This is a genomic window from Bradyrhizobium sp. YCK136 (genome assembly GCF_044570075.1).
GTDB lineage: Bacteria > Pseudomonadota > Alphaproteobacteria > Rhizobiales > Xanthobacteraceae > Bradyrhizobium > Bradyrhizobium diazoefficiens.
On the sequence record NZ_CP172424.1, the window covers coordinates 5,262,115 to 5,288,878 of the forward strand.

Genomic DNA, 26,764 nt, shown 5'->3' on the forward strand with positions numbered 1-26,764 from the left:
CGCAAATTCTTACACTAAGTAAGAATGACGACAGGGATGGAAATGCCGGAGCAGCCGAGAAGTCGGCGGCAGACGCGCGCTGCCATTTTGACTCATCTGCTTCAGTCGGGCGGTTCGTTTCGCCCGCCTCTGGCCAAGGCCGTGCGCCTGTCGGAAGCGAGCCTCTCGCGCATCCTGTTTGATCTGAAAGCCGAAGGCCTGATCGAGGAGGTGCGGCGCCCTGCCCCTTACGTCGGCGGCCCGACGGGCCTGGTGTCGCTCGATGGTTCGGTGGCGCTTGCGGCCGTCGAGCTGACCGGCCAGTGGCTCAGCGTCGGCGTTGGGACCTTGTCGGGCGAGTTGCACTATACGGAGCGTGTGGCGCTACCGGCAAAGCCCACGGCCGAGTCCGTCGGCGGGGTGTTTCGCGAGGCGCTGACATTGCTGCGTGACTGGACGCGGCGGCGCCGCATCGCGCTTGCACAGATCGGCGTCTCCATTCCAGGCCTCGGCCGGCTGAGCATGTCGGCCAATCCGATCATCCCCTGCGACGTCGGGCGCATCGGCGCCATGCTCGCCCAGATGTTCGCCGGCGTGCCGGTCGAGTTCACCAACTCGGTCGTCGCGCACGCCACCTTTCACCGCTGCCGCAGGGAGAATTATCCGTTCAGCGGCGCGCATCTCTTCGTCTTCGTCGGCCAGGGCGTCGCAGGCACCTGGGTGGACGATCCGACCGAGGCCGATGCACTCCAGCCGGTCGAACTCGGCCACATGGTGTTCGGCACCGACGGACCGCGCTGCCGCTGCGGCCATCACGGTTGCGTCGAAGCCTATACGTCGCTTCCCGCCCTGGCCGAGCTCCTTGGTGTTTCCGAGGCCGAATTGCTTCAGCTCGGCAGCGATTGGGTGACCGCGGTCCCGCTCTCGGCGCGCGCGCGCCAGGAACTGCGCCGGCGGCTGTTCCGGCTGGGGCTCGCGATCGGCAACACGCTGAACGTCAAGCCATGCCGCGGCGTTGCAATCAGTGGCTGGCCGTCGCTCCTTGCGGAGGACGATCGAAAGGCGCTGGTCGACGGCGTCGACGCCAGCCTGCTCGGTGGCCCTGAGCATGCGCAGGTGTCGCTCGCTTTCGTGCCGCCCTCGAACGGCAATGATCCCAGGGCCGCGCTGGCGTTCGCTGCGTTCTGCCTTGCTTGCCGCGGCGGTATGCCGGCCGCATCGACGGAGGCCGCCTGAGATGCCCTGAAGCTGCGCGGCTGTCGCGCAAAAGAGTTCACACCGGGAGGAACTTGCCATGCCGATCACAACAACAAGGCGCCGTCTGCTCGCTGGGTCTGCTGCCGCGCTCGCGCTGCCGGCAATTGCCCGGGCGCAAGGCGCGGTCAAGCCGCGCCTCACCGCGATCTCGCAATGGTCCGCAGGCAGCGACGGCGCGGCGATCACCGCGCTCGGCAAGAAATTCGAGGAGAAAGGCGGGGTCTGGCAGCACTCGCCCGTCCCTGGGTTCACCACCGAGATGATGAACAAGCTGCGCGCTCAGATCATTGCCGGCGATCCGCCGGCATGTTCGCAGCTCAAGGGCCCCGAGATCGCGGCCTGGTCGAAGATCGCCCCGACCGTCGATCTCGACGCTGTCGTCGCTGCTGCAGGTTACGAGAAGGTCGTCGCGCCAGACCTCGCGAAATTGCACAAGCCGGGCGGCAAGTGGATCGCGCTGCCGTTGCAGATCTACAGCACCAACATGCTGTTCCTCTCCAGGCGCGCGATGGACAAGGCCAAGGCCGACAAGATCCCGGTCACCTGGGCCGACTTCAATGATCTCGCCGAAAAGATGAAATCAGGCGGCGTCGCATATCCCGTCGCCAATGGCGGCACCCGCCCCGACGATGGGCAGAAATTCGAGGCCGCTCTGGCGGGCATCAGTCCCATCGCATACCGCGCGGCCATCATGAATCTCGAGAAGAAGACCCTGGAGGGTCCGGAGATCAAGGCCGCGTTCGCACAGGTGCGAAAGATCGCCGACTGGATGGACCCCAACGTCGGCGCCCAACACTTTTCGACCAACCTGAAGCGCTTCATCGACGGCGACATGGGCATGATGATCATGGGCGGTTGGGCGCAGGGCGTATTGCGCAATGCCGGTTTCAAGCTCGAGGACTTCATCATCGCGCCAGGCCCCAGCGACAACGCCAAGCCGGTCTTCCTGTTGAATGCCGATGCCTTCATATTCTGGCAGCGCAAGGAGCCCGACCTACAAGCCGGCCAGACGCTGATGGCCCAGCTCGTCATGGATCCCGCGATCCAGACGATGTATTCGCAGATCACGGGATCGATCCCCGTGCGCACCGATGTCGATCTGTCCGGCGAAGGCTGGTCGGACGGTCAGCGGCGGACCGCAGCTGCTCTGAAAGATGCCATCGCCAGCAATCAGGCGGTCCTAGCCTCGCGCACAATATGGCGCAGGAAAACGGGATGACCGCGGCGATGATCGATGTGATCACGGAGTACGTGAAGAACAAGACGATCAAGCCGGAGCAGGCGGCCAAACGCCTCGCCGAGGCCGTCGAGGGCGCACGTTGACCAACGTCGTCTCGACAGGACTGGGCCGGCCGGCGGCCTCTGACGTGGTGCGCCGGCTGCCCGAAGTTCTGACGATCTGGGTGCCGCTGCTGTTGTCGGCTGCGCACCTCATTGCGTTTTCGCTGTGGACGATCTGGATATCGTTCACGCCATCCACTCTGGTCCCGGTCTCGGGCTGGGTGGGTTTGCGCAACTATTCCGCGGTTGCGGCATCGCGAAACTGGCAGATCGCCCTCGACAATCTGCTGCTCTTTGGCAGCGCCTTCGTGTTGCTGAGTCTGGCGACCGGCCTCATGCTTGCGATCCTGCTCGATCAGCGCATTCGCGGCGAGAACCTGCTGCGATCCATCTTCCTGTACCCCCTGGCGGTGTCGTTCGTGGTCACGGGCACGGTCTGGAGCTGGCTGCTCAACCCCGGCCTTGGAATCCAGAAGCTGGTCCACGACCTCGGCTGGACTTCCTTCCGGTTCGACTGGCTGATCGACCGCGACATGGCCATCTGGACCATTGTCATCGCTGCGATCTGGCAATCCTCGGGCTTTGCCATGGCGCTCTTCCTCGCCGGCCTCCGCTCCGTCGATGCCGACCTGATCAAGGCCGCGCAGATCGACGGCGCCGGACCGATCCGGATGTACCGCCGCGTCATCCTGCCGACGCTGTGGCCGATCACCATCACCGTCATCGTCATCCAGCTGCAGTTCGCGATTTCGACCTTCGACCTCGTCCGCGCGCTCACCAATGGCGGGCCTGGAATCGCGACGCAGCTTCCAGCGCTTGTTGTCTATGACCTGATGTTCCAGCGCAGCCTGCTCGGACGAGGAGCGGCGGCGGCAGTGCTCATGCTGCTCATTCTTCTCGCGGTGCTGCTGCCCTATGCAGCGTGGCGATATGTCCAGCAGCGGCGGGCGAACCATGCGTGACCGAACCTTCGCACCAAGCCGGATTTTGATCTATCTCGTCGTTTTCTTGATCGCGGTAGCATGGCTCGCGCCACTGGCTGTTGTCGTGCTGAATTCGCTCCGCAGCAACGAGGAGATCGCGCAGGGGTCGATGATCGGCTGGCCGCAACATCTGGCCTGGAGCAATTACGCCACCGCCTGGAGCGGTTTCTGCGTCGCCGAGACGTGCGCCGGCATCCGGCCATACGTGCTGAACTCCGCGCTCGTGACCATTCCCGCGACGATCTTCTCCACCCTGCTTGGTGCGATCGCCGGTTACGCGGTTTCGCTCTGGCGCTTTCGCGGCGATAGCTGGATTTACGGTATCGTCACGCTCGGCATCTTCCTTCCGCAGCAGATGCGTTTGCTGCCCTGGACCATCGTGCTGCGCGATACGGGCCTGATGAACACGCTGACGGGCCTGGTCGTGATCCACACGATCCAGGGGCTTTCCTTCACCACCTTGTTCTGCCGCAACTACTACACTGCCATCCCGCAGGAGTTGATCAGAGCCGCGCGAATCGATGGCGCCGGGTTCTTTCGTATTTTCTGGCGCATCATCCTGCCGCTCTCGCCGCCTATCCTGGTCGTCACCGTGATCTGGCAGTTCACGCATATCTGGAACGAGTTTCTCTACGGCGTGACATTCACGACCGGTCAGCAGCAGCCGGTCACCGCCGCGCTGATCGCCCTGTCCGCCGCGGTCGCCGATATCCCGCAGCATGGCGTGCAAAGCGCCGCGGTGATGATCGCCGCTCTGCCGACCCTGCTGATCTACCTGATCGGCGGCAAGTACTTCGTACGCGGCCTGACCGCCGGAGCCGTGAAATGATGGAGCCGTCATGGCAGCGCTGAGCATCCGTGCCTTGTCCAAGCGCTACGCCAATCTGGAGGTGCTGAAGGGCATCGATCTCGATATCGAGAGCGGCGAGTTCACCGTGCTGGTGGGGCCGTCCGGCTGCGGCAAGTCCACGCTGCTCAACATCGTGGCCGGTCTCGATCGCCCGAGCGCGGGGACGATCGAGATCGGCGGACGCGTCGTCAACGACGTCCCGCCCAAAGACCGCGACATCGCCATGGTGTTCCAGTCCTACGCGCTCTATCCGTCCATGACGGTGCGCCAGAATATCACCTTCGGCATGGAATGCCGTCACGTGCCGAAGGCCGAGCAGGATAAAGCGCTGGCGAATGTGGCTCGCCTACTCCAGATCGAACCCCTGCTCGGCCGCAAGCCGTCGCAGCTCTCCGGCGGCCAGCGTCAGCGCGTGGCGATGGGCCGGGCGCTGGTGCGCGATCCCCTGCTCTTCCTGTTCGACGAGCCGCTCTCCAATCTCGACGCAAAACTGCGCGTGGAGATGCGGATGGAGATCAAGCGCCTGCACCAGCGCATCGGCGCCACCATCGTCTATGTCACCCACGACCAGATCGAGGCGATGACGATGGCGACCCGGATCGCGGTGATGCATCAGGGCAGCGTGCAGCAGTTTGCCGACCCCGATACCGTGTATCGTTATCCCGCCAATCTGTTCGTCGCCCGCTTCATGGGCTCGCCGCCCATGAACACGATGCCCGCACGGCTCGATGCCGACGCCGACGGGCCGGTGGTCGTGATCGGCGCGGGACGGCCGGACGAGGTCCGGCTCCGCCTCCAGGGTTACGATGCCGCGGCGTCCTATGTCGGCCGCGAGGTGGTGCTCGGGATCAGGCCGGAATGCATCGCCGAGGGGGACCGCGTGTTCTCCGGTAGCACCGGCACACCCGTCGTCGTCACCGCGCCGGTCGAGATGGTCGAGCCCACCGGGGCCGAGACGATCGTTCTGCTGCGGCTAGGCGGCGAGCCCGCGCAGGCGCGCATCTCGCCCGACATCCGTCCCACGCCGGGCGCCATGGCGCCGTTCGCGCTCGACACCCGCCGCATCTGCCTGTTCGACCCCGAGACGGAGCGACTGATCGCATGACCCAGACGAGCTATGCCGGCCTCGCGGACCGCGTGGTGCTGATCACCGGTGGCGCCAGCGGCATCGGTGCCGCCTTCGTGCGCGCCTTCGCGGCCCAGGGCGCCCGCGTCGCGTTCCTCGATATCGACGAAGCGGCCGGCGGATCGCTGATCGAGGAGGTGGCGGCCGCGTCCGGCGCGGCACCACTGTTCGTGCGCTGCGACCTCCTGGACATCGACGCCTTGCGCGCCGCGATCGCGCAGGTCCACGGATCGCTCGGCGATGCCGCGGTCCTCGTCAACAACGCCGCCAACGACCAGCGCCAGGTGCTTGCGGAGGTGACGCCCGCCGAGTTCGATTGGATGATCGGCGTCAACCTCAAGCACGTCTTCTTCGCCGCACAAGCCGTGGTGCCGCAGATGCAGGCGCGCGGCGGCGGCTCGATCATCAACATGTCGTCGATCGCCTGGATGCGCGGCGGGCCGGCGCTGCCGGTCTACGCCGCGGCAAAGGCGGCGATCGTCGGCTTCACCAACTCACTGGCGCGGCTGGTCGGTCCCGACCGCATCCGCGTCAACGCCATTGCGCCCGGCATGGTGATCACCGAACGCCAGCGCCGGCTGTGGTATCCCGACGAGCAGACCATCGCCGAGATTCGTGCGCGTCAGGCCATTCCCGATGCAGTGACACCCGACGACATCGCCAACATGGCGCTGTACCTCGCCTCCGATGAGAGCCAGCGCATCACGCGCCAGTGTTTTCAGGTCGACGGCGGCCTCGGCTAGCTCGCCCGCCGCCCCTTCCGCATCGTCGCGAGCACGACGTCGGCGGCGAGCACGCTCGGCGATTTGTTGCCAGTGGACATGATGGTGTCGAGCCGGGCGAAGGCTTCGACCTGCCGCTGGCGCTGCGGCGTCTCGGTGACCAACGCAGAGAGCGCCGGCGCGAGCTTCTCCGGCGTGCAGTCTTCCTGCAAAAACTCCGGAATGACATCCTCACCGATCACCAGATTGGCAAGGATCACCGAGGAGACGCGGATCGCGCGGCGCAGGATGAAGGCCTCGATGGCGCCGACGCGATAGGCCGTCACCATCGGAATGCCCGATAGCGCCAGTTCCAGCGTCACCGTGCCGGATTTCGCCAGCGCGGCGTGCGCGATCCGGAAGGCGGCGCGCTTCTCGGCCTCGCCGATCACGATCTGCGGCTTGACCGGCCAACTGGCGATGCCTTCGCGGACGGTGGCTTCGAGATGCGGCATGGTCGGCAGCATCAGTTCGAACGCGCGCCCCTCCGCCTGCAACCGGCCGAGCGCCGCGCCAAACACCTCGATATGATGCCGGATCTCGCTGCGCCGGCTGCCGGGCAGCACCAGCAGCACCGGCGGCTCACTGTTGCGGCGCTTCTGCTCCTCCGCATTCGGCCGCAGCGACCCCAATTGCTCGATCAAGGGATGGCCGACATAGCTGCATGGCGGCCCGCCGAGCTTGCGGTATTCCTCCGGCTCGAACGGCAACAGGCCGAGGACGTGATCGACATAGCCGAGCATGGTCCGCGCCCGTCCCGGCCGCCAGGCCCAGAGCTGCGGCGAGACGTAGTCGACGATCGGGATCGCAGGATTGCGCGCCCGCACGCGGCGCGCGACGCGATGGGTGAAATCGGGGCTGTCGATGATGACGAGCGCGTCGGGCACGGCCTCCAGCACGGCGTCCGCGGTCTCGCGGATCAAGCGCAGGATCTTCGGCAATTGCTGCGCCACCGCGGCGAAACCGACGATCGACAGCTCCTCGATCGGGAACAGCGTCTCGAGCCCCTCGCGCGCCATGGTGCGGCCGCCGACGCCTTCGAACTGCACGCCGTCGCCGAGGCGCTGGCGCAGCACCTTCATCAAGGCGCTGCCGAGCCGGTCGCCGGATTCCTCCGTGGCGATCAGGAAGATCTTTCGCTTGGGATCGCGACCCTGCATCACGCCGGCAGGCCGATGATGAAGAGGTACTTTGCGTCGGCGAGCGCGATCATCGCCTGCGGCTCGGCGGCAATGGTGTTGCCGGCGATCACGGCGATGCCGGCGAGGCCGGCTCTCGCGACGCCCTCGATGGTGCGCGGGCCGATCGTCGGCAGGTCGAAACGCAGGTCCTGGCTGCTCTTCGGCGCCTTCACCAGCACGCCGCGGCCCGTCGCCGCGCGAATGCGGCCCTCCTCGCGCAGCCGCGCGACGCGCGCGAGCAGCGCGTCGGTGCCCTCGATATCCTCGACCGCCACCACATGGCCGTCGATCACCACGGCGGCCTGGCCGATGTCGAACGGCCCGAGCGCGGTCAGGACCGCGCGGCCGCGCTCGATGTCGGTCTTGCTGGTGTCGCTCGGCCAGGCGCGGCTGATGCAGCCCTCGGGCATCAAGAGGTCGGGCGCAACGTCCTTGATCCCGACCATGCGAAAGCCGCCTTGTTCGAGAATGCGCCCGACGCCCGACAGCAGATGATCGTCCCCGCCGCGAAAGGCACGGATGACATTGCCGAGCAACCGCAATGTCGTGAAGTCGAACCGGATCTCCGAAAGCGAAGGCCGCACCAAGGTGCCGATGAAGATGAGGTCGCGGCAGCCCTCCTCGCGGAACAGCCGCATCGCGCGCCCGAGCTGGCCGACTGAGATCCAGCGGTGGCGGAACTTTTCCACCTGCACCGGATCGCAGGCGCCGCGCAGCGGAAACAGCACCGGCGTGATGCCGCGCGTGGCGAGCGAGTCGGCAACCGCAAACGGCATGGCGCCGCCGCCGGCGACCACGCCGACGGGCGATGAAATCCCTGCCGCCGCCGATGTCATGTCCGCGGCCATCGCAGGTTCACTTCTCGATGGCGGGAAGACAGAGCGGACGCTTGCCCTTGCCGATGAAGCCGAGGATCTCGGCGATCGCCGGATCTTCGCCGGCCAGCGGCCTGGACGCTTCGAGCCGCTCGGCGAAGGTGCCTGGGCCGTGGAAGAGCTTCTGGTAGAACGCGCGCACGGTCGCAAGCCGCTGCTTGGTGAACTTGCGCCGCTTCATGCCGATCAGGTTGAGGCTCTCCAGCACCGCATATTGACCGTTGACCAGCCCATAAGGGATGACGTCGTCGCGTACGCCGCAGACCCCGCCGACCATGACATACGGGCCGATGCGCGTGAACTGATGCACGGCAGACAGGCCGCCGATATAGACGGCATCACCGATCTCGCAGTGGCCGCCGAGCGTCGCCGACGTCGCGAAGATCACGCTGTCGCCGACCATGCAGTCATGGCCGACATGGCTGTTGTTCATGAAGTAGCCGCCGCTGCCGACGCGCGTCAGCCCGCCACCCTTGATGGTGCCGACGTTCATCGTCGCGCCTTCGCGGATGGTGCAGCCCGCGCCGATCTCGAGCCGGGTCGGCTCGCCCTTGTAGCTCAGATCCTGGGGCGCGCCGCCGAGCACCGCGAACGGCGAGATCACGCAGTTGTCGCCGACCGAGGTGTGGCCGATGACGGTGACCTGTCCGATCAGCTTGCAGCTCGCGCCGATCACGGCATTCGGGCCGATGATGCAATAGGGGCCGATCTCGGTACCCTCGCCGATCACGGCGCCGTCCTCGACCCGTGCGGTGGGATCAATCTTGCTCATCAAGCAATCTAACTCGTCAAGAAGGTCTGGTTATGTGTTGAAGTCGTTCGGTTTTCCGCTGGTTAGCCCGACTATGCCCGATCTGTCCAGTGACGCATGATCTCGACGTGTTTCACGTGCCGGATGAGGCGGCCTTCCCGGCCCATCAACACGTTCATGCGGAGCTTCAGCTATCGTGGTCAGGGCCCTGGCAATACTGCTCGCACAGCTCGCGGCCGCACCGGTCGTCTCCGAGACGGTCGAGACCGGCGGACACCGGCCCGTCGACCTCGCGACATTCGAATGCCGCGACATCACCCGCAGCACGGTGCTTCAGCGCGTCTGCTACGACCGCGCGCAGCAGGACCTGATCGTCGCGATCAACGGCGCGTATGACCGCTATTGCGGCGTTGATCCCGAAACGGTCGACAGCCTCCTGGGCGCGCCGTCCATGGGCCAGTTCTTCAACCAGAAGATCAGACGCGAGGCAGCGGGCAGCCGCTACGATTGCGGCGTATGAGCCCGTCCGCGGGGTCGTAAGCCACTCAGTCGGTCAGCATGGCGCCGACGTCGGCCTCGGCGACGACCTGGCCGTTGACCTTGGCATCGCCGTGAAACCACCACATGGTCTTGCGGCGGCCGAGCGAGCGCATGTGATACTCGATGGTATCGCCAGGGAGCACGGGCTTGCGGAACTTGCACTTGTCGATGGTGAGGAAATAGACCGCGCGCGGTTTCTCGGTGCCCTCGACCGACTTGATGCCGATCACGCCCGCCGTCTGCGCCATCGCCTCGATCATCATGACGCCGGGATAGACCGGGCGCTCGGGGAAATGCCCCTGGAAGGCCGGCTCGTTGAAGGTGACGTTCTTGATGCCGATGCCGCTGTAATCGGCGCGGATGTTGATCACGCGGTCGATCAGCAGCATCGGAAAGCGGTGCGGCAGCGTCTGGAGGATCGCGTTGATGTCCACCAGCTCGAACTTAATAGGAGATCCCTCCGTCATTCCCGTCCCTCGTCCTTCGGATCGGCCCTGCTGTCGCGTACCAGGCGCTCCACCGCGATAATTTCCTTGAACCACTGCTTGGTCGGCTTGGCGAAAAAACCACCCCAGCGTCCGTTCGGCGGGATGTCGTCCTTGACGCCGCTCATCGCAGTGACCTGGGCTCCGTCGCCGATCTTGAGGTGATTGTTGATGCCCACCTTTGCTCCCAGCGCCACATTGTCGCCGATGGTCAAACTGCCGGCCAGCCCGATCTGGGCCGCCAGCAGGCAATTCCGGCCGATCGTCACATTGTGGCCGATCTGGACCTGGTTGTCGATTTTGGTGCCCTCGCCGATCACGGTGTCGCGCAGGGACCCACGATCGATGGTGGTGCCAGCGCCGACCTCCACATTGTTCTGGATCAGCACGCGCCCGGTCTGCGGCACCTTCAGGTGCCCCTCAGGGCCGAAGAATATGAAGCCGTAACCGTCCTGGCCGATCGAGCAGCCCGGATGGATCAGCACATCGTTGCCGATCAGCGCGCACTGGATGGCGGTGCGGGCGCCGACATTGCAGTCCCGGCCGATCTTGACGCCGGGGCCGATCACGGCGCCGACGCCGACCACCGTGCCGCTGCCGATCTCGACATCCGCACCGATGACCGCCAGGGGGTCGACGATCACGCCGTCCTCGAGCCGGGCCGTGGGATCGATGATGGTCGACGGCGCGATGCCGTCATTGCCGACCCAGGATTGCGGCCTCAGCGCGTCGCCATGCCATTCCCGCGCGATCCTGACGAAGGCGCGGAACGGCTGCGCCGCCCGCAGCACGGCGACGTGTGCGGGCACCTGGGCCTCGAAGCGCGGGCTGACCAGGCAGGCACCCGCTCTGGTCGCCTTGAGCTGATCGGCATATTTTAGGTTGTCGAAGAACGCCAGATGCATCGGGCCGGCTTCGTCGAGCGAGGCCAGGCCCGTGATGACGTGATCGCCCCTGGTGGGGTCGACCAGCAGCGCCTTTGTCAGCGTGGCAATATCGGCCAGCGCCGTCGCAGGCGGCTTTGTGAAGAAGGTCGGCTGCGCCATTCCACCCCGTCGCGGTCCGGCTTCGACATGAAGCGGCCAAACCGCATCATGCCTTTTCTCCCGGATTGAGCACGATCTTATTGGAGACCGGCCCCAAGGAAAACCCAAGGGAAACCCAAGGGGGCCGGATCATGCCCTGCTGATCGAATTAGAACGAGGTGCCGCCGCCGAACCGGAACTCCTGCGTGCGGTCATACTTGCCCTTGCTGAGCGGCACGGCGTAGTCGAAGCGCAGCGGTCCGAACGGCGACTGCCAGATCAGGCCGACACCGACCGACGAGCGGATCACCTTGCTGTCGTCGTACACGAGGCCGGTACAGGTGCCCGCCGTCGCCGGATTGATGGTGGACGGGATGCAGTTTGAGTTCCTTGTGGTGGTCGTCTCACCGGTCGCCGTCCAGGTCGTCGGTCCCTGATAGTCGTACAGACCGCCGGCGTCAGCATAGACCGCGCCCTTCAGACCGACTTCCTTCGGCAGGAACCAGAACGGCATCTGCAATTCCATCGAAGCGCCCCAGTACTTGGTGCCGCCGAGCGCATCCTGCGTGCCAAAGGGGTTCAGGTCGCGCGGGCCGATGCCGTTCGGAGCAAAGCCGCGGACGAGGTTCGGGCCCATCTGGAAGTGGTCGAGCATCCGCAGATCGCTGCCCATCTTGGTCAGGATGCCGCTCTGAAGGCGCGCGACGGCGACGATGTCAGACACCAGCGGGGTGTAGTACTTCGCGTCGATAACGCTCTTCAGGTAGGTGACGTCGCCGCCGACGCCGGCGAAGTCCTGCCGGAAGTCGACGAGCAGACCGTCGGTGGGGTTCTTGTTGTTGTCCAGCGTGTTGTAGCTCAGAGAGTAGCCGAGCGCCGAGGTCAGGGTCTTGCCGTTGGCAAGCTCCTTGCGCACCGGCAGCGAGGCTTCGCCGTCGCTGTAGCAGCCGAGGCCGTTGGTCGAGCTCAAATCGATCGGCGGAACCTGCGACGCAGCGAAGGCCGGGCTCGGGTTGAACGCCGGGCCGGCGATGTTGTTACAGTTCGCCAGGTAGAACGGCAGCGTGATTTCCTGCCGATAGATCGAGTAGCGCAGCTGCAGCGCCAGATCTTCACGCAAGGAGAAGCCGAGGCGCGGCGAGAAGCCGAGCGTCTTGGTGCCGTAGGAGATGTAGCTGTTGGACTTCTGCTCACGCTGATAGAGGTCGAGGCCCAGCGCGACGCGGTAGTCGAGCAGATACGGCTCGACGAACGACAGCGAATAGCCGCGTGCGTACTGGCCATAGGTCACCGACGCCTTGGCGAACAGGCCGCGACCGAGCAGGTTGCGCTCGGAGACCGAGACTTCGGCAAGCGCGCCGTCGGTCGTGGAGTAACCGCCGGAGATCGAGAAGTCGCCGGTCGATTTTTCTTCCATGTCGACGATCAGGATGACGCGGTCGCTGGACGAGCCGGGCTCCGTCGTGATCTTCACGCTCTTGAAATAGTCGAGGTTCTTCAGGCGCCGCTCGGCACGATCGACCAGTGCGCGGTTGTAGGCATCGCCCTCGGAGATGTCGAACTCGCGGCGGATGACGTAGTCGCGCGTGCGGGTGTTGCCGCGCAGGTTGATGCGCTCGATATAGGTGCGCGGGCCCTCGTCGATGTTGAACACGACGGAGACGGTGTGCGCCTCGAAGTTGCGGTCGCCGCCGGGACGGACCACGGCGAAGGCATAGCCACGGCGCGAAGCCTCGATCTGCATCTCCTCAACCGACTTCTCGACCGATTCGACGTTGTAGAGCGAGCCGACATTGACGCGCGAATAGGCGCGCATCGAGTTCGGATCGAAGTTCGGGATGCTGGAACGGAAGTCGAGCGCGCCGACGCGGTATTGGGCGCCTTCCTCGATCTTGAAGGTGACGTTGAAGCCCTTCTTCTCCGGATCGTATTCGGTGAGCGCGGCCACGACCTGGACGTCGGCGAAGCCGTTCTTGAGGTAGAAGCGGCGGATCAGGTCGCGGTCGGCCTCGACGCGGTCGGGATCGTAGATGTCGCCGCTGGCAAGGAAGCTCAGCAGGTTCGATTCGCGCGTCTTGATGACGTCCCGCAGGCGGTAGGACGAGAACGCGACATTGCCGACGAACTCGATCGACTTGACGCCGGTCTTGGCGCCCTCCTCGATCGTGAAGATGAGATCGACGCGGTTGTTCGGCTGCTCGATGACCTCGGGCGTGACGCGGACGTCGTAGCGGCCGGAGCGGCGATAGATTTCGGCGATTCGCAGCGTGTCGGACTGCACCATGGCGCGGGAGAAGGTGCCGCGCGCCTTGGACTGGACTTCAGTGCCGAGTTGCTCGTCCTTGATCTTCTTGTTGCCCTCGAAGGCGATGCGACCGATCACCGGGTTTTCCACCACGGAGACGACGATCTGGCCACCGGCGCCGCGGTTGATCTTCACGTCCTGGAACAGGCCGGTCTCGATCAGCGCCTTGAGGCCGTCGTCGATGGCGCCCTGATCCAGGCGACCGCCCGGACCCGGCTTGAAATAGGAGCGGATCGTCTCCACCTCGACCCGGCGATTTCCTTCGACGGAAATCGACTGGACGGTCTGCGCAAGCGCAGACGAAGACACAAGAGCAGCCCCAATCGGGGCAACCACCGGCGCGCCGAACATGATCAGGGTGGCAAGCAAGCCCCCCCGGAGTCGCAGTCCAAACTTCATTGCGCAACGCGCCCTTATCATTCCGTGCCAGACCCAACCCCAACGCCGGTCCGGAGATTCCCCAAGTTCAGGCCGCTTGTAGCCAATTTCACCGACGCCGCAAACGGCCGAGCGCGCCGCAATTTCAATTTCATTCCAAGACGTTGCCTAACAGCAACGCCACAAAAAAGCCCCTATCAGGAAGCTGCCATCCGCAGGATGTCGTTGTAGGTCGCAAACACCATCAACATCAGCACCAAACCCAGCCCGATTCGGAACCCCATTTCCTGAGTCCGCTCGGACAGGGGCCGGCCGCGAACCACCTCCGCCGCATAGAACATAAGGTGACCGCCATCCAGCAGCGGGATCGGGAACAGGTTCAGCAGGCCGATCGACACCGACAGCACCGCGCAGAGGTTGATCACGAACTGGAACCCGGCGCTGGCCGCCTGCCCCGACATCTTCGCGATTCCGAGGACGCCGCTGACCTCGTTGGGGTTGCCGTTTCCGACAAACAGCGAGCCCAGGAACTTGAAGGTACTGGTGATGATGAACCAGACCTGCTCGACCCCGATCTTGAGCGCCTCACCGACCCCGACCGGTGCGGTCGAGGCCTCACCAGCCTGAGACTTGTGCTCGACGCCCAGCACGCCGAGGCGGTGGCTGTTGCCGAACGGATCCTTGCGCTCGAGCAGCGCCGGCGTCGCGGTCAGCGACACGATGGCGCCGTCGCGCTTCACCTGGAAGGCAAGCGCCGAACCGGCATTCATCGCCACGATCCGCTGCATGTCGGCAAAGCTCTCGATCGGCTTGCCGTCGATCTGGACGACGATGTCCCCGATCTTGAAGCCGGCCGCAGCCGCCGCGCCATCGGCGACGACGCCGTCGACGCGCGCGATCGTGCTCGGCTTGCCGTAATACAGGGCCATGCCGGCGAAGATCAGCGCGCCCAGAATGAAATTGGCGATCGGTCCGGCCGCGACGATGGCGGCGCGCGGGCCGACCTTCTTATGGTGGAAGCTGCCGGCGCGCTCCTCGGCCGTCATGGCCGCGAGCGTCTCGGCCGACGGCGTCGAAGCCTCGCTCTCGTCGCCGAAGAACTTGACGTAACCGCCGAGCGGGATCGCCGAGATCTTCCAGCGGGTGCCATGGCGGTCGTTGAAACCGACCAGCTCAGGCCCGAAGCCGAGCGAGAAGGTTAACACCCGAACGCCCGCCCAGCGCGCGACCAGAAAATGGCCGAGTTCATGGAAGAACACGACGATGGTCAGGACGAACAGGAAGGGAACTGCGTAGCCGAGGAGCCCATGGCTCAACGTATTGAAACTATGGACAAAAAAGTCGATCATCGAATTCCCTCATCCAGCGCCGCAAGGCCTTGGCCCCGAACCATCTAGGATGCCTTTAAGGCAATTTGAGGCAATAGGGCGGCAGCTCTATTTCGAGCAACATGGTCAACAGAGATTGCATCGTCGGCGGACGTCAGAGGCGTCTGGTTCCCGCCGCGGATCCAGTCCTCCAACGTCGCCTCCACCAGCCGGGCAATCGCGCCGAACCGGATCTTGCCGGCGATGAAGGCGGCGACCGCGACCTCGTTGGCGGCATTGTACACCGTGGTCGCCCCCTTCCCGGTCCGGAGCGAATCGTAAGCCAGCCGTAGTCCGGGGAACCGCTCGAAATCGGGCGCCTCGAAGGTCAGCTGGCCGATCTTGGCCAGATCGAGCTTGGCCGCCGGTCCCTTGATGCGGTCGGGCCAGCCGAGGCAGTGGGCGATCGGGGTGCGCATGTCGGGAGAGCCGAGCTGGGCCACGACCGAACGGTCGGAGAACTCGACCATGCCGTGGATGATCGACTGCGGATGAACAAGAACGTCGATCTCGTCGGGCGAGAGCGCGAACAGATAGGAGGCCTCGATCACCTCGAGCCCCTTGTTCATCATCGAGGCGGAATCGATCGTGATCTTCTGGCCCATGCTCCAGTTCGGATGCTTCAGCGCCTGGGCAAGCGTCGCCTGCTCGATGTCGGCAGGTTTCCAGGTCCGGAACGGACCGCCGGATGCCGTGATGATGACACGGACCAGCTCGTCGCGATTACCGGAGCCGAGCGCCTGGAACAGCGCATTATGCTCGGAATCGGCTGGCAGGATGCAGGCGCCGGCCTTCGCCGCGCGCTGCATGAAGAAATCGCCGGCGCAGACGAGGCATTCCTTGTTGGCAAGCGCGACATGCGCGCCGCGATCGACCGCGGCGAGCGCCGGCTTCAGTCCGGCGGCGCCGCTCACGGCAGCCATCACCCAATCGGCCGGACGCGCGCCGGCCTCGATCACCGCGCTTTCGCCGGCGCCGCATTCGGTGCTCGTGCCCGCAAGTGCAGCCTTGAGCTCGGCGAACTTGGAGGTGTCGGCGATCGCCACGAAGCGCGCCGAAAACTCCTTCGCGAGCTTCGCCAGCGCTTCGACATTGCCGTTCGCCGTCAGCGCCTCGACACGGTAGCGTTCGGGAGAGGCGCGCAGCAGATCCATCGTGCTGTCGCCGATCGAGCCGGTGGCACCGAGAACCGTGACGCTGCGGACGGCAGACGCCGCAGCCTTATTGTTACGCAATGGGACCGCGCTCATATCCTCACCAAACCACAAGACCGCTTCCGGCGCTATGCACACCATGGCGGAGAAAGCCGATAATCCATGCCGCCAGGATGGCGGCGACAAAACCGTCCAGACGGTCCAGTAGACCGCCATGGCCGGGAATTAAGTGACTGGAATCCTTGACACCGAAGCGCCGCTTCACCGCGGATTCGAAGAGATCGCCTAGCTGCGAGACCACCGACAGGACGGCGCTGACGAGCAGCAGTGGAACCGCCTTCCCGAGCCCGCAAGCCGCAAAGCCGGCAGCGACCGCAAGGCTGGCGGCAAAGCCGCCGAGCGCGCCGGCCCAGGTCTTCTTCGGGCTCACGCGCGGCCACAGCTTCGGTCCGCCAATGCCGCGGCCGGCGAAATAGCCGCCAATGTCGGTCACCCACACCACGAGCAGCACGAACATCAGCGCGGCAAAGCCGTTCACGAGATCCTGCCGTACCAGGATCGAGGCCAGCAGCGCCGCCGATGCATAGGCGAATCCGGCGGCCGCCCAGACGAACTTGCCTCGCGCGATCAGCGTCACGATGGCCCCGCCAACGAGGCCGGTGACGATTGCGGTCTTGAGCGCGCCGAAGGCGACGCAGAAGCCCATGATGGCGAGGACGATCGTTCCGCACGCGGTCAGCGCAACGGACCCCGCGCCCACCACCATCAGCCATTCCGCGAACAGCCCGATCGACACCAGCGTGACGAGGAGCGCCCACAGCCAGCCGCCGGCATAAGCGAGCGCAATGGCAAGCGGCGCCAGCACCAGCGCTGCGAGGACCCGCATCACGAGATTGCTTGGGGCAGGCTTCGAGCCAGCCGGTACGGTCTCGGGTTCGCTCACGAGGCGGTTTTCGCGACCAGGCCGCCGAAACGGCGCTCGCGCCTGGCGAATTCGGCGATCGCGCCTTCCAGCGCCGCCTTGTCGAAATCGGGCCAGTGGATCGGCACGAACACGAGCTCGCTATAGGCCGCCTGCCACATCAGGAAGTTGGACAGGCGCTGCTCGCCGCTGGTGCGGATGATGAGATCGGGATCGGGAATGTCGGGCGCATCGAGATGCGCCCCAAGCGTCTCGGCGTCGATCGTGGCAGGATCGCGCCTGCCCTCCGCGACCTCGCGCGCGAGCTTCTGTGCCGCCTTCGCGATCTCCTGCCGCGAGCCGTAGTTGAAGGCGACGACGAGCGTGAGACGCGAATTGTCGCGCGTCAGTTCCTCGGCCTCGTTGAGCAGCGCGCAGATGTCGCTCTCGAGCCCGTCGCGCTCGCCGATGATGCGGACCTTGACGCCGTCGCGATGCAGGCTCGCGAGATCGTTGCGGATGAACCGCCTGAGCAGGCCGAACAGATCGCCGATCTCGCTCGCCGGACGCGACCAGTTCTCCGACGAGAACGAGAAGATGGTGAGATAGCGGATGCCGAGCTCGTGCGAGGCGCGCACCACGCGGCGCAAGGCCTCCACGCCGCGGCGATGACCTTCGGCCCGCGGCAAACCGCGCGCGGCGGCCCAACGCCCGTTGCCATCCATGATGATGGCGACATGCGCAGGCGCGTCGGACCGATCGGGTCCTTCCGTTGCGGGCGCGGCGGCGTTGGACATGACGGCAGCCTCAGACGGTGAGGATTTCTTTTTCCTTGGCGGCCAGCAGCTGGTCGATCTCGGCGATCGTGCCGTCGGTCACCTTCTGGACCTCGTCGGCATGACGCTTCTGATCGTCCTCCGACATCTCGTGATTCTTCTCGAGCTTCTTCAGAACGTCGAGGCCGTCGCGGCGGACGTGACGCGCGGCGACCTTGGCGGCCTCCGCGTATTTGTGCGCGACCTTGACGAGCTCCTTGCGCCGCTCCTCGTTGAGCTCGGGGATGCGCAGGCGCAGCACCTGGCCCTCGGTCGCAGGCGACAGGCCGAGATTGGAATCGACGATCGCCTTCTCCACCGCCTTGACCATCGACTTGTCCCAGACCTGCACCGAGATCAGGCGCGGCTCGGGCACGCTGACGGTGGCGAGCTGGTTCAGCGGCATGTGGCTGCCATAGGCCTCGACCTGCACCGGATCGAGCATCGAGGCAGAGGCGCGGCCGGTGCGCAAGCCGCCAAGCTCGTGCTTGAGGGACTGGACGGCGCCTTGCATGCGGCGCTTTACTTCGTTGAGGTCGAAATTTCCCGTGGGCATCACGTTTCTCCTTCAAAATCCCGGCGACCTCACCGCGCCCCTCCCTTCAGGGCGCGCCAGATGAGCCGTCAGCCGGCGACGATGGTACCGTGGCCGATGCCACGCAGAATCGCACCGATCGACCCCGGCTCCGCGATCGAGAACACGATGATAGGCAGCGACGTCTCGCGGGCAAGCGCGAAGGCGGTCGCATCCATCACCTTGTAGCCGCCCTCGATCGCCTGCGAATGCGTCAGCCGGTCGAACCGCGTGGCGGTCGGATCCTTCTTCGGGTCGGCCGAGTAGACCCCGTCGACATTGGTCGCCTTCAGGACCGCCTGTGCGCCGATCTCGGCGGCGCGCAGCACCGCGGTCGTATCGGTGGTGAAGAACGGATTGCCGGTTCCGCCGCCGAGCAGCACGATCCGGCCCTCGGCGAGGTATTTGTGCGCCGCAGTCCGGGTGAACAGCTCGGAAATCTCGGGCATGACGAAGGCCGACAGCGTGCGCGCCGGCGTGCCCTTGCGCTCGATCGCCGCTTCTAGCGCGAGGCAGTTCATCATGGTGGCGAGCATGCCCATGGTGTCGCCGGTCGGGCGCGAGACGCCGCGCGAGGACACCTCGACGCCGCGCACGATATTGCCGCCGCCGATCACGACCGCAACCTCGGTGCCGAGATGGCGGGCGGCGATCAGATCGTCCGCAACCCGATCGACGGTCGGCTGATCGATGCCAAACCCCTGCTGTCCCGCGAGATATTCGCCGGACAGCTTGATCACGACGCGACGATAGACCGGATCAGTCATGAGCACTTTTCCTTGTCCGGCCGCCGCTTCCGGCGGCACGCCGGAAGGAACGTTCCGGCGCTTACTTCTTGCCGCTGGCCGCAGCGACCTCGGCTGCGAAGTCGCTTTCCTGCTTCTCGATTCCCTCACCGAGAGCATAGCGCACAAAGCCCGCAATCTTCACAGCGCCGCCGACCTTGCCTTCGGCTTCCTTCACCGCCTGCGCCACCGACTTGCCGGTGTCGTGGATGAAGGCCTGCTCGAGCAGGCAGACTTCCTTGTAGTAGGTCTTGAGGCCGGACTCGACGATCTTCTCGATCACGTTCTCCGGCTTGCCCTGCTGGCGATATTTGTCGGCGAGCACGTCCTTCTCGCGCTTGACGACCGCCGGATCGAGGCCGGACGGATCGAGCGCCAGCGGGTTGGCGGCGGCGACATGCATCGCGATCTGGCGGCCGAGCGCGGCAAGCTCGTCGGCCTTGCCCGGCGATTCCAGCGCCACGATCACGCCCATCTTGCCGGCACCGTCGATGACCGCACCGTGGACGTAGTGCGACACCACGCCCTGGCTCACTTCGAGCGAAGCTGCGCGGCGCAGCGTCATGTTCTCGCCGATGGTTGCGATCGCGTCATTGATCGCGGTTTCGATCGTGACGTCGCCGACCTTGGCGGCCTTGATCTTCTCGACATCGGCGCCGACGTCGAACGCAACCTGGGCGATCATCTTGACCAGGCCCTGGAACTGGCCGTTGCGCGCAACGAAGTCGGTCTCGGAGTTGACCTCGACCACGACGCCCTTGGTACCCTTGGTGAGCGCGCCGATGAGGCCCTCGGCCGCGACGCGGCCCGACTTCTTGGCGGCCTTCGAAAGGCCCTTCTTGCGCAGCCAATCCTGCGCCGCTTCCATGTTGCCGTCGTTTTCGGTCAGTGCGGCCTTGCAGTCCATCATGCCCGCGCCGGTCGACTCGCGCAGGTCCTTGACCATCGCAGCTGTGATCGTTGCCATCGTTGAATATCCTTTGTGCCTGCCGGTTTGCCGCGGCGTGGCATCAAATTGCCCCGCCGCGGTCCATCTCAGGAATTCGCGTCAACTGAAATGGTGGCCGGAGTCTATCCGGCCAACCCATCGCTCTTTTTGACTATTCCGCTTCCGCGGTCAGCGCCTTGGCCTTGGCCACCCAGGCATCCGCACGGCTCGGCAGACCGACTTCTTCGCCGATCGTGTGCGCGGTGTCGTGATCGAGCTCGGCGAGCTGCCAGAAGTGGAAGATGCCGAGGTCGTTGAACTTCTTCTCGATCGCGCCCGACACGCCCGGGAGCTTCTTGAGGTCGTCGGCGGTGCCGCGGGGACCAGCAAGGCCCTGGAAGCCGCTCGAGGAGGCCGCCGGCAGCTCTTCGGCGAGCGGACGGGCCGAAGCACCGATGTCGATGCCCGAATCGCCCTGGGCGCGCGAGATGCCGTCGATCGCCGCACGCGCGATCAGGTCGCAATAGAGCGAGATCGCGCGGCCGGCGTCGTCATTGCCCGGCACCACATAGGTGATGCCCTTCGGGTCCGAATTGGTGTCGACGATCGCGGCGACCGGGATGTTGAGGCGCTGGGCCTCCTGGATCGCGATGTCTTCCTTGTTGGTGTCGATCACGAAGATCAGGTCGGGCAGACCGCCCATGTCCTTGATGCCGCCGAGCGAGCGGTCGAGCTTGTCGCGCTCGCGCTGAAGCGTCAGGCGCTCCTTCTTCGTGTACGAATTGGCTTCGCCGCCCGAGAGCACGTCGTCGAGGTGACGCAGGCGTTTGATCGAAGCCGAGATCGTCTTCCAGTTGGTCAGCGTGCCGCCGAGCCAGCGCGAGTTGACGAAATACTGCGCGCAGCGCTTGGCCGCGTCCGCAACGCCGTCCTGTGCCTGGCGCTTGGTGCCGACGAACAGGATGCGGCCGCCCTTGGCAACCGTGTCGCTGACGGCCTGGAGGGCGTGGTGCAGCATCGGCACGGTCTGGGCGAGATCGACGATGTGGATGTTGTTACGGGTGCCGAAAATGAACGGCGCCATTTTCGGATTCCAGCGGTGAGACTGGTGACCAAAGTGCACGCCAGCTTCCAAAAGCTGACGCATGGTGAAGTCGGGTAGCGCCATTGTTATAATTCTCCGGTTGGTTCCTCCGGAAGCGTGTGAGCAAAACGGAGCGTTGCGCCCCGGCTGCCACCGGACGGCCTTGTGAGCCATGCTTCCGTGTGAGATGGCGCGCTATATAGCGCGATTTCGACCAGAAGCAAGGAAATAAGGGCCATTCGCGGGCGGTTTCGCCCGCGAATGGCCCCCCTTCCGTAAAGACCGCGCCAAGCTCTGGCGCTGGACTAGCGCTTGCCTAGCACTTGGGCTGGTTCGGCGGGCACTTCTTGGCCGCCGGCGGCGGGGCCGCTGGGCGGGGCGGAGGTGCCGCCGGACGCGGCGGAGGTGCAACGGCCACCCGAGGCGGCGGCGGGGGCGCCGGCCGGGCTACCGGCGGGGGCGGCGCGGGCCGAGCCATTGGCGGGGGCGCCGGACGCGCCACTGCCACCGGCGGAGCGGGGCGTGGCGGCGGAGGTGCAGCCATCCGTGGCGGCGGCGCCGACACGCGCGGCGGAGGTGGCGGCGTGGGCCGCGCCACGGCCTGGGGCCGCGGGGGCGGTGCTGCTGGCTTGGCCGCCTGCGCCGGGGCCGGCGGGTGAGCCTGCGGCCTGATCGGCTCGTGCACTGCTGACGGAGGCGGTACGACCGGTTTTCCCGCGGCAGCAGGCGGCGGGCCGGCCGGCTCACGGGTTGCGGACTTGGCACGGTCGGCAGGCCCGGCCCCGGGCGGGGTCTGCGCGACCGGGGGCTTGGGCGGTTGGCCGGGCACAACGGCCGGATTTGTCGTGGTGGGCGCACCGGTGGTCGGAGCGGCGGCCGTTGGCGCACCAAGATGGGGCGGCGGCGTTGTGCCGGGCGCAGCCGTGGTCGGCGCCCCCGGATGCGTCGGCAGGGTCGTGCCGGGTGCAGTTGCCGTCGACGGCAAGGGCTTTCCGCCCGGCAGAGTCCCTGCTGCCCCTGCCGGCGGCGCCGGCGGCCCACCATGGGAGCCCGGAACCGGCAGCGTGTTGGCGGCAGGCAACCTGGTCTGCGGCGCGACGTTCGGTGCTGTACCTGGGAGGCCACCAGGTAGCGCACTTGGTCGCGCATTTGGCGCGACATTGGCCGGCGTCCCGGGAGGTATCCCGGGCCTCGCCGTCGGCTGGACCGTCGCGCTCAGCGGCATCGGCGCCTTGCCCTGCTGGATCAGAGCCGCGCGCTGCGTAGCGGCTTGCGGCAACATCGGTGCTACCGGGTTGGCGCGGCCGGCAATCGCCGGCGTCAGATTGCCAGGCCCGGTCCCTCCTCCTCCCCCACCCGCCGGCGGCGGGGCGGGAGGCCGGTTGATCACGGTGTTGATGACCGTGGTGTTATGGATGTTGTTGAAGATGATGTTGTTCGGCGGCGGCGCGACATAGACCGGCGGCCTGACGAACACCGGGATCGGCACGAACATCGGCTGCGGCAACACGAACAGGCCGACCACAGGCAGCGGCGGCTCGAGCACGACGAAATCCGGCGGCGGCGGCGGCAGATAGTAGACCGGCGGCGGTGGTGGCGGCGCGAAGCCAAAATCGGGATCGCTGAAGTACAGCACGGGACGGTCGACATAGACCACCTCCTCCGGCGGCGGCGGCGGCACGTCATAGTCGATCATCGCGAAGCTCGGCGGCGGCTCGGCCGGCGCGGTGAGGATCGCGAGGCGACGGCGCGCATCGCCTGCATGCGGCCCGCGCGGATAGCGGCGCAGATACGACCAATAGGCTTCCGGCGTGTCGGTGCGATAAGTCCGCCGCCAGGTGATCGCCTCGCGGCGCGCCGCAACGATCGCCATCACGCGCTTGGACATCGGATCGGTCGGATAGGCCGCGAGAAATTCCTCATAGGCCGGCAGCGTGTCGCGCTCCAGCGCGGCGGCGTAGGCGTCTTGCACACCGAGATCGCGGATCGGCTTGTTGCGGATCGCGGCGACCTGGGCGGCCGAGGCCTCCGGCGGCGGCGCGTCGGGCCCGCGATCGAAGAATGAGAATGGCGCCGATATCTTCTGCTCGTTCCAGGGTACCTGCGCGCCCTTGGAGGCCTCGTTGACACGCAGGCGGACGCGATCGAACACGTCAGGCAGCGGCAGGCCGCCGGTGCGGATCATCTCCGCCAGCGACTGCGCATAGATGCCGTAGGGCCCCGGCTCCTCCGGCGCCACCGTGCCGGGCGCGGCATTGAAGGCGATCAGCATGTTCTGATCGGGCTCGACCAGCGCCAGCCCGCTCGCGATCGGCTGGCCGCCCTCGATGAAGGGCTGCGCGCGGGCCGCGTCGAGCACCACGATGTTGGCCTTGAGCGGAATCGCCGCAAGCTGGCGCGCATAGTCGCTGATGCGCAGGGCCTCGGTCGGGATGTCGGTGTCGCGGGTGATGTTGGAATCGACCGGGATGAAATAGTTCTCGCCGGCAAGCTGCACGCCGTAGCCGGCGAGATAGACCATCGCGACGGTCCCCGGGCCGGAGGCCTGCGCCTTCTGGATGAAATCGCGAAAGCTCTTGCGCAGCGTGTCGCCGTCGAGATCCCGCGCGCCGACGACGTCGAAGCCCGCCGCCTGCAGCGTCTGCGCGATCAGGCCGGCATCGTTCGCGGTCGTCGCCAGCGGCGACTTGGCATAGGCGCCGTTGCCGACCACGAGCGCGATTCGCTTTTCCTGCTGCTGCGCGCGCGCCGGCTCCAGCGCGCCCGCGGCAAGGAACAAGATCGGCAAGAGGAAACAGAGGAAGGCCTTGTGGGTCCCACGCATGGCTTGCTTGCCCGCTTTGTTGTTGAGCTGCCAACACGCATCAGACGCGCGGCTGGCTGAATGGCGCTTGAACGAAAGGCCCGGATTGAGGCGGCGGCATGACGCAGGCCGCCGCCGAAAGGCGCCTGTCGTCCAGGCGCCTTTCGTCAGGCCCACGTCAGCTTCTCGACCGCCCGGCAACCGCGTTGCGGCAGTCTTGCTCAGCCTTGCGCGATCGGTCCTGCTCGCTCAGCCTAGCGCGATCAGCCTTGTGCGATCAGATCGACCGTTCCCGTCGTGAGCCGATAGATGCCACCCATCACCTTCAGCTTGCCCTGCTCCACGGCCGCATTGAGGATCGGTGCGGCCGACTTCAGCTTGGCGACGTTGTCGATCACGTTCTGCCGGGTCGCCTTGTCGAGCACGTCCCCGCCCTGCTGCATCGCAGCCTTGGCGGCGGGCGCGATCGCATCGATCAGCGAGGGGATGTGGCCGGGCGGCGAGGTGTTGTCCTTGATCGCCTTCAGCGTCGCATCGACCGCGCCGCAGCTGTCATGGCCGAGCACGAGGATCAGCGGCGCGCCGAGCACGGCAACGGCATATTCCATGCTGGCGATGGTCTCGGTGCCGGCAAAATTTCCGGCGACGCGGCAGACGAACAGGTCGCCGCGGCCGGTGTCGAAGGCGTATTCAGGCGCGATGCGCGAGTCGGCGCAGCTCAGCACGGCCGCGAACGGGTTCTGGCCGCCGGCCAGCGCCTCGCGCTCATGCTTGAAATCGTGCCGCCGCGACACGCCTTCGACATAACGCGCATTGCCCTCCATCAGCCGCTTCAACGCCGCATCGGGCGCCAGCACGTTTTGCGGCTTGGGCGGCGCCTTGGCCTCCTTGGCCTCCTTGGCGAAGGCTGTGCCGGCGAAGGCCAGGCCGATCGCGGAGACAGTGAAGTGGATGAGCGATCTCCGCGAAGGGCGGATGTGGACGCCGCGAACACTGCCGCAATTCTCGCACATGCCTCGCTCCTGCCCATCGAGCCGCCGTCGTTGATGCAGCGGCAATCGTGCCGCGCATCTTACTCGACGGCCTGCAATTCCGCGAGCTTCGTTCGCGCGGTCGCCTCATCCAGCGCAACGAGCTCGGCGGGCCCGGGATTGGTCTCGCCAGCCGTCGCGACGGAAACCACCGCAAGCCCGGCCAGCCCGCCAAGCACCGCCCCGCCCGTGGCGGCATCGTGCCTGGCACTGCTCTTGATGAGGTAGAAGTGCGTTCGGCCGGATTCCATCACGATCTCGCGCTTTGTGTCGCCGGGAAACATCAGCTCGGTCACCAGCACGTCGTGACGGCCGGCCGGACGATCGGCGTAGGCATATTTGCCGGCGAGCACCTTACCCATCGGCGCACCGTCGAGCTTCACCTCGCAGGCGCAAAACGCCATGCTGAGGCCGTTGCGCTTGTCCTGCAGGAACACCACGCGCGACTGCCCCGCGCGCGGAGGTCCGATCTTCTTTGACACGGATGCGAAGTCCGTTCCGACCTGATCGCTCACGCACCCCGCCAACATGACGCCAGCGGTCACCACCAACGCGCCCCATCGCAGCATCGCACACCCCAGTCCATTCCCCGGGTGTATGCTAGCCAAAATCAGCGCAGGGTTGCAACAACATCCGACGACCACTGCGTGGATCGCGCGGACAAGCCACCGGAAAGACGCGCCACCAACCTCAGCCTTGGGCCAGCAATTCGACGGTCCCTGTGCTCAGCCGATAGATGCCGCCGACCACCTTGAGCTTGCCGTGCTCGACTGCCGCATTGAGGATCGGCGCAGCCGATTTCAGCTTGGCCACGTTGTCGATGACATTCTGACGGATGGCATTGTCGAGCGCATTCCCGCTCTGCTGAGCAGCGGTCTTCACCGCCGGTGCGATCGCGGAGACCAGCGAAGGGATATGTCCCGGCAGCGGCTTGTCGTCCTTGAGCGACTTGATCGTCGCGTCGACGGCGCCGCAATTGTCGTGGCCGAGCACCAGGATCAGGGGCGTGCCGAGCACGGCGACGGTGTACTCCATGCTCGCAACGGTCTCATCGCCGGCAAAATTTCCGGCGACGCGGCACACGAACAGGTCTCCGCGTCCGCTGTCGAAGGCATATTCAGGCGCGATCCGCGAATCGGCGCAGCTCAGAACGGCAGCGTAGGGATTCTGACCGCCGACCAATGCCTCGCGCTCGTGCGCGAAGTCGTGACGGCGCGACACACCCGATACGTAGCGCGAATTGCCGTCCATCAGCCGTTTGAGCGCCGCATCGGGCGACAGCACGTTCTGAGGTTTCGGCGGCGCTTTCGCCTCCTTGGCCACCGCAGGCCCGCCAAACGCTGCCACCCCGAGCGCGGAGGCGGCGAAAAGCATCATCGAGCGTCGGGAGGGAGCAACCGATTGATGCAGATTTTCGGAGCATTTGTCACACATGATTCTTCTTCCTTGGTCTCGCGCCGGGAAACAACTGATAGCTGCGCGCGGCAGACTTCGAAACCAGGTGTGAACTTGATAGTTAAGCTTTGGTTTGCGGCGGCGCGTGCA

Annotated in this window: 24 protein-coding genes and 1 pseudogene; 7 read left to right on the forward strand and 18 right to left on the reverse strand. The window is 65.9% G+C overall.

All coding sequences use genetic code 11. The annotated features are described in order from the left end of the window. The first annotated feature begins 36 nt into the window (after positions 1-36). From ACFLEY_RS25805 to ACFLEY_RS25830, 6 genes and pseudogenes are all read left to right on the forward strand, one after another. On the forward strand, positions 37-1,215 hold the full coding sequence (locus ACFLEY_RS25805; protein ID WP_211433632.1) for an ROK family transcriptional regulator: 1,179 nt from the start codon (positions 37-39) through the stop codon (positions 1,213-1,215). Between the two features lie 58 nt (positions 1,216-1,273). Continuing rightward, positions 1,274-2,559, forward strand: a pseudogene (locus tag ACFLEY_RS25810) (ABC transporter substrate-binding protein). Beyond that, a complete protein-coding gene (locus tag ACFLEY_RS25815) occupies positions 2,556-3,479 on the forward strand; it encodes a carbohydrate ABC transporter permease (protein ID WP_060912387.1) in 924 nt (307 codons plus the stop codon). The pseudogene ACFLEY_RS25810 and the gene ACFLEY_RS25815 overlap by 4 nt, the downstream one beginning before the upstream one ends. Next, positions 3,472-4,329, forward strand: a complete 858-nt coding sequence (locus tag ACFLEY_RS25820) for a carbohydrate ABC transporter permease (protein ID WP_060912388.1) — start codon at positions 3,472-3,474, stop codon at positions 4,327-4,329. The genes ACFLEY_RS25815 and ACFLEY_RS25820 overlap by 8 nt, the downstream gene beginning before the upstream one ends. 10 nt (positions 4,330-4,339) lie before the next feature. After that, a complete protein-coding gene (locus ACFLEY_RS25825) occupies positions 4,340-5,455 on the forward strand; it encodes an ABC transporter ATP-binding protein (protein ID WP_060912389.1) in 1,116 nt (371 codons plus the stop codon). Further along, a complete protein-coding gene (locus ACFLEY_RS25830) occupies positions 5,452-6,219 on the forward strand; it encodes an SDR family NAD(P)-dependent oxidoreductase (protein WP_060912390.1) in 768 nt (255 codons plus the stop codon). The genes ACFLEY_RS25825 and ACFLEY_RS25830 overlap by 4 nt, the downstream gene beginning before the upstream one ends. On the opposite strand, the gene lpxB is transcribed toward ACFLEY_RS25830, so the two are convergent. The 3 genes from lpxB to lpxA are packed head-to-tail and all read right to left on the reverse strand — an operon-like array spanning position 6,216 to position 9,065. After that, entirely contained in the window at positions 6,216-7,400 is a 1,185-nt protein-coding gene (gene lpxB, locus ACFLEY_RS25835) for a lipid-A-disaccharide synthase (protein ID WP_082757028.1), read from the reverse strand. The genes ACFLEY_RS25830 and lpxB overlap by 4 nt on opposite strands. Continuing rightward, positions 7,397-8,254 carry an LpxI family protein gene (locus ACFLEY_RS25840; protein WP_038967850.1) on the reverse strand — a complete coding sequence of 286 codons (858 nt, stop codon included), beginning with the start codon at positions 8,252-8,254 and terminating at the stop codon, positions 7,397-7,399. The genes lpxB and ACFLEY_RS25840 overlap by 4 nt, the downstream gene beginning before the upstream one ends. A 19-nt stretch (positions 8,255-8,273) precedes the next feature. Then, positions 8,274-9,065 (reverse strand): acyl-ACP--UDP-N-acetylglucosamine O-acyltransferase, encoded by a 792-nt coding sequence (gene lpxA / locus ACFLEY_RS25845; RefSeq protein WP_060912392.1) that lies wholly within the window; start codon positions 9,063-9,065, stop codon positions 8,274-8,276. A gap of 175 nt (positions 9,066-9,240) precedes the next feature. Between lpxA and ACFLEY_RS25850 the strand changes: the two genes are divergently transcribed. Further along, positions 9,241-9,564 (forward strand): KTSC domain-containing protein, encoded by a 324-nt coding sequence (locus ACFLEY_RS25850; RefSeq protein ID WP_060912393.1) that lies wholly within the window; start codon positions 9,241-9,243, stop codon positions 9,562-9,564. Between the two features lie 25 nt (positions 9,565-9,589). On the opposite strand, the gene fabZ is transcribed toward ACFLEY_RS25850, so the two are convergent. The 15 genes from fabZ to ACFLEY_RS25925 form a co-directional block, all read right to left on the reverse strand. Beyond that, entirely contained in the window at positions 9,590-10,051 is a 462-nt protein-coding gene (gene fabZ, locus ACFLEY_RS25855; protein ID WP_011087619.1) for a 3-hydroxyacyl-ACP dehydratase FabZ, read from the reverse strand. After that, the gene (lpxD, locus tag ACFLEY_RS25860) at positions 10,048-11,115 is read right to left on the reverse strand and encodes a UDP-3-O-(3-hydroxymyristoyl)glucosamine N-acyltransferase (protein ID WP_060912394.1); all 1,068 of its coding nucleotides are present in this window, start codon (positions 11,113-11,115) and stop codon (positions 10,048-10,050) included. Before lpxD ends, fabZ begins: the two co-directional genes overlap by 4 nt. Positions 11,116-11,263: 148 nt before the next feature. Further along, positions 11,264-13,798: an outer membrane protein assembly factor BamA gene (gene bamA / locus ACFLEY_RS25865; protein WP_211433626.1), complete on the reverse strand. Its 2,535-nt coding sequence runs from the start codon at positions 13,796-13,798 to the stop codon at positions 11,264-11,266. A gap of 176 nt (positions 13,799-13,974) precedes the next feature. Next, a complete protein-coding gene (rseP, locus tag ACFLEY_RS25870) occupies positions 13,975-15,126 on the reverse strand; it encodes an RIP metalloprotease RseP (RefSeq protein ID WP_011087622.1) in 1,152 nt (383 codons plus the stop codon). 44 nt (positions 15,127-15,170) lie between these two features. Then, positions 15,171-16,394, reverse strand: coding sequence for a 1-deoxy-D-xylulose-5-phosphate reductoisomerase (dxr, locus tag ACFLEY_RS25875; protein WP_011087623.1), 1,224 nt, complete (start codon positions 16,392-16,394; stop codon positions 15,171-15,173). Between the two features lie 4 nt (positions 16,395-16,398). After that, on the reverse strand, positions 16,399-17,241 hold the full coding sequence (locus ACFLEY_RS25880) for a phosphatidate cytidylyltransferase (protein ID WP_011087624.1): 843 nt from the start codon (positions 17,239-17,241) through the stop codon (positions 16,399-16,401). After that, a complete protein-coding gene (locus ACFLEY_RS25885; protein WP_011087625.1) occupies positions 17,238-17,996 on the reverse strand; it encodes an isoprenyl transferase in 759 nt (252 codons plus the stop codon). The genes ACFLEY_RS25880 and ACFLEY_RS25885 overlap by 4 nt, the downstream gene beginning before the upstream one ends. Before the next feature lie 10 nt (positions 17,997-18,006). Then, on the reverse strand, positions 18,007-18,570 hold the full coding sequence (gene frr, locus ACFLEY_RS25890) for a ribosome recycling factor (RefSeq protein WP_028171750.1): 564 nt from the start codon (positions 18,568-18,570) through the stop codon (positions 18,007-18,009). A gap of 68 nt (positions 18,571-18,638) precedes the next feature. Then, positions 18,639-19,355 (reverse strand): UMP kinase, encoded by a 717-nt coding sequence (pyrH, locus tag ACFLEY_RS25895; protein WP_027545778.1) that lies wholly within the window; start codon positions 19,353-19,355, stop codon positions 18,639-18,641. 61 nt (positions 19,356-19,416) lie between these two features. Beyond that, positions 19,417-20,340 (reverse strand): translation elongation factor Ts, encoded by a 924-nt coding sequence (gene tsf, locus ACFLEY_RS25900; RefSeq protein WP_011087628.1) that lies wholly within the window; start codon positions 20,338-20,340, stop codon positions 19,417-19,419. Between the two features lie 133 nt (positions 20,341-20,473). Then, the gene (locus ACFLEY_RS25905; protein WP_028171749.1) at positions 20,474-21,469 is read right to left on the reverse strand and encodes a 30S ribosomal protein S2; all 996 of its coding nucleotides are present in this window, start codon (positions 21,467-21,469) and stop codon (positions 20,474-20,476) included. Between the two features lie 232 nt (positions 21,470-21,701). Then, positions 21,702-24,209, reverse strand: a complete 2,508-nt coding sequence (locus tag ACFLEY_RS25910) for a caspase family protein (RefSeq protein WP_211433624.1) — start codon at positions 24,207-24,209, stop codon at positions 21,702-21,704. A gap of 242 nt (positions 24,210-24,451) precedes the next feature. Next, positions 24,452-25,201 carry a carbonic anhydrase gene (locus tag ACFLEY_RS25915; protein WP_060912395.1) on the reverse strand — a complete coding sequence of 250 codons (750 nt, stop codon included), beginning with the start codon at positions 25,199-25,201 and terminating at the stop codon, positions 24,452-24,454. 59 nt (positions 25,202-25,260) lie between these two features. Further along, positions 25,261-25,701: a DUF2846 domain-containing protein gene (locus ACFLEY_RS25920; protein ID WP_309142086.1), complete on the reverse strand. Its 441-nt coding sequence runs from the start codon at positions 25,699-25,701 to the stop codon at positions 25,261-25,263. Between the two features lie 208 nt (positions 25,702-25,909). Beyond that, positions 25,910-26,653, reverse strand: a complete 744-nt coding sequence (locus ACFLEY_RS25925) for a carbonic anhydrase (RefSeq protein WP_211433623.1) — start codon at positions 26,651-26,653, stop codon at positions 25,910-25,912. Positions 26,654-26,764 lie beyond the last annotated feature (111 nt).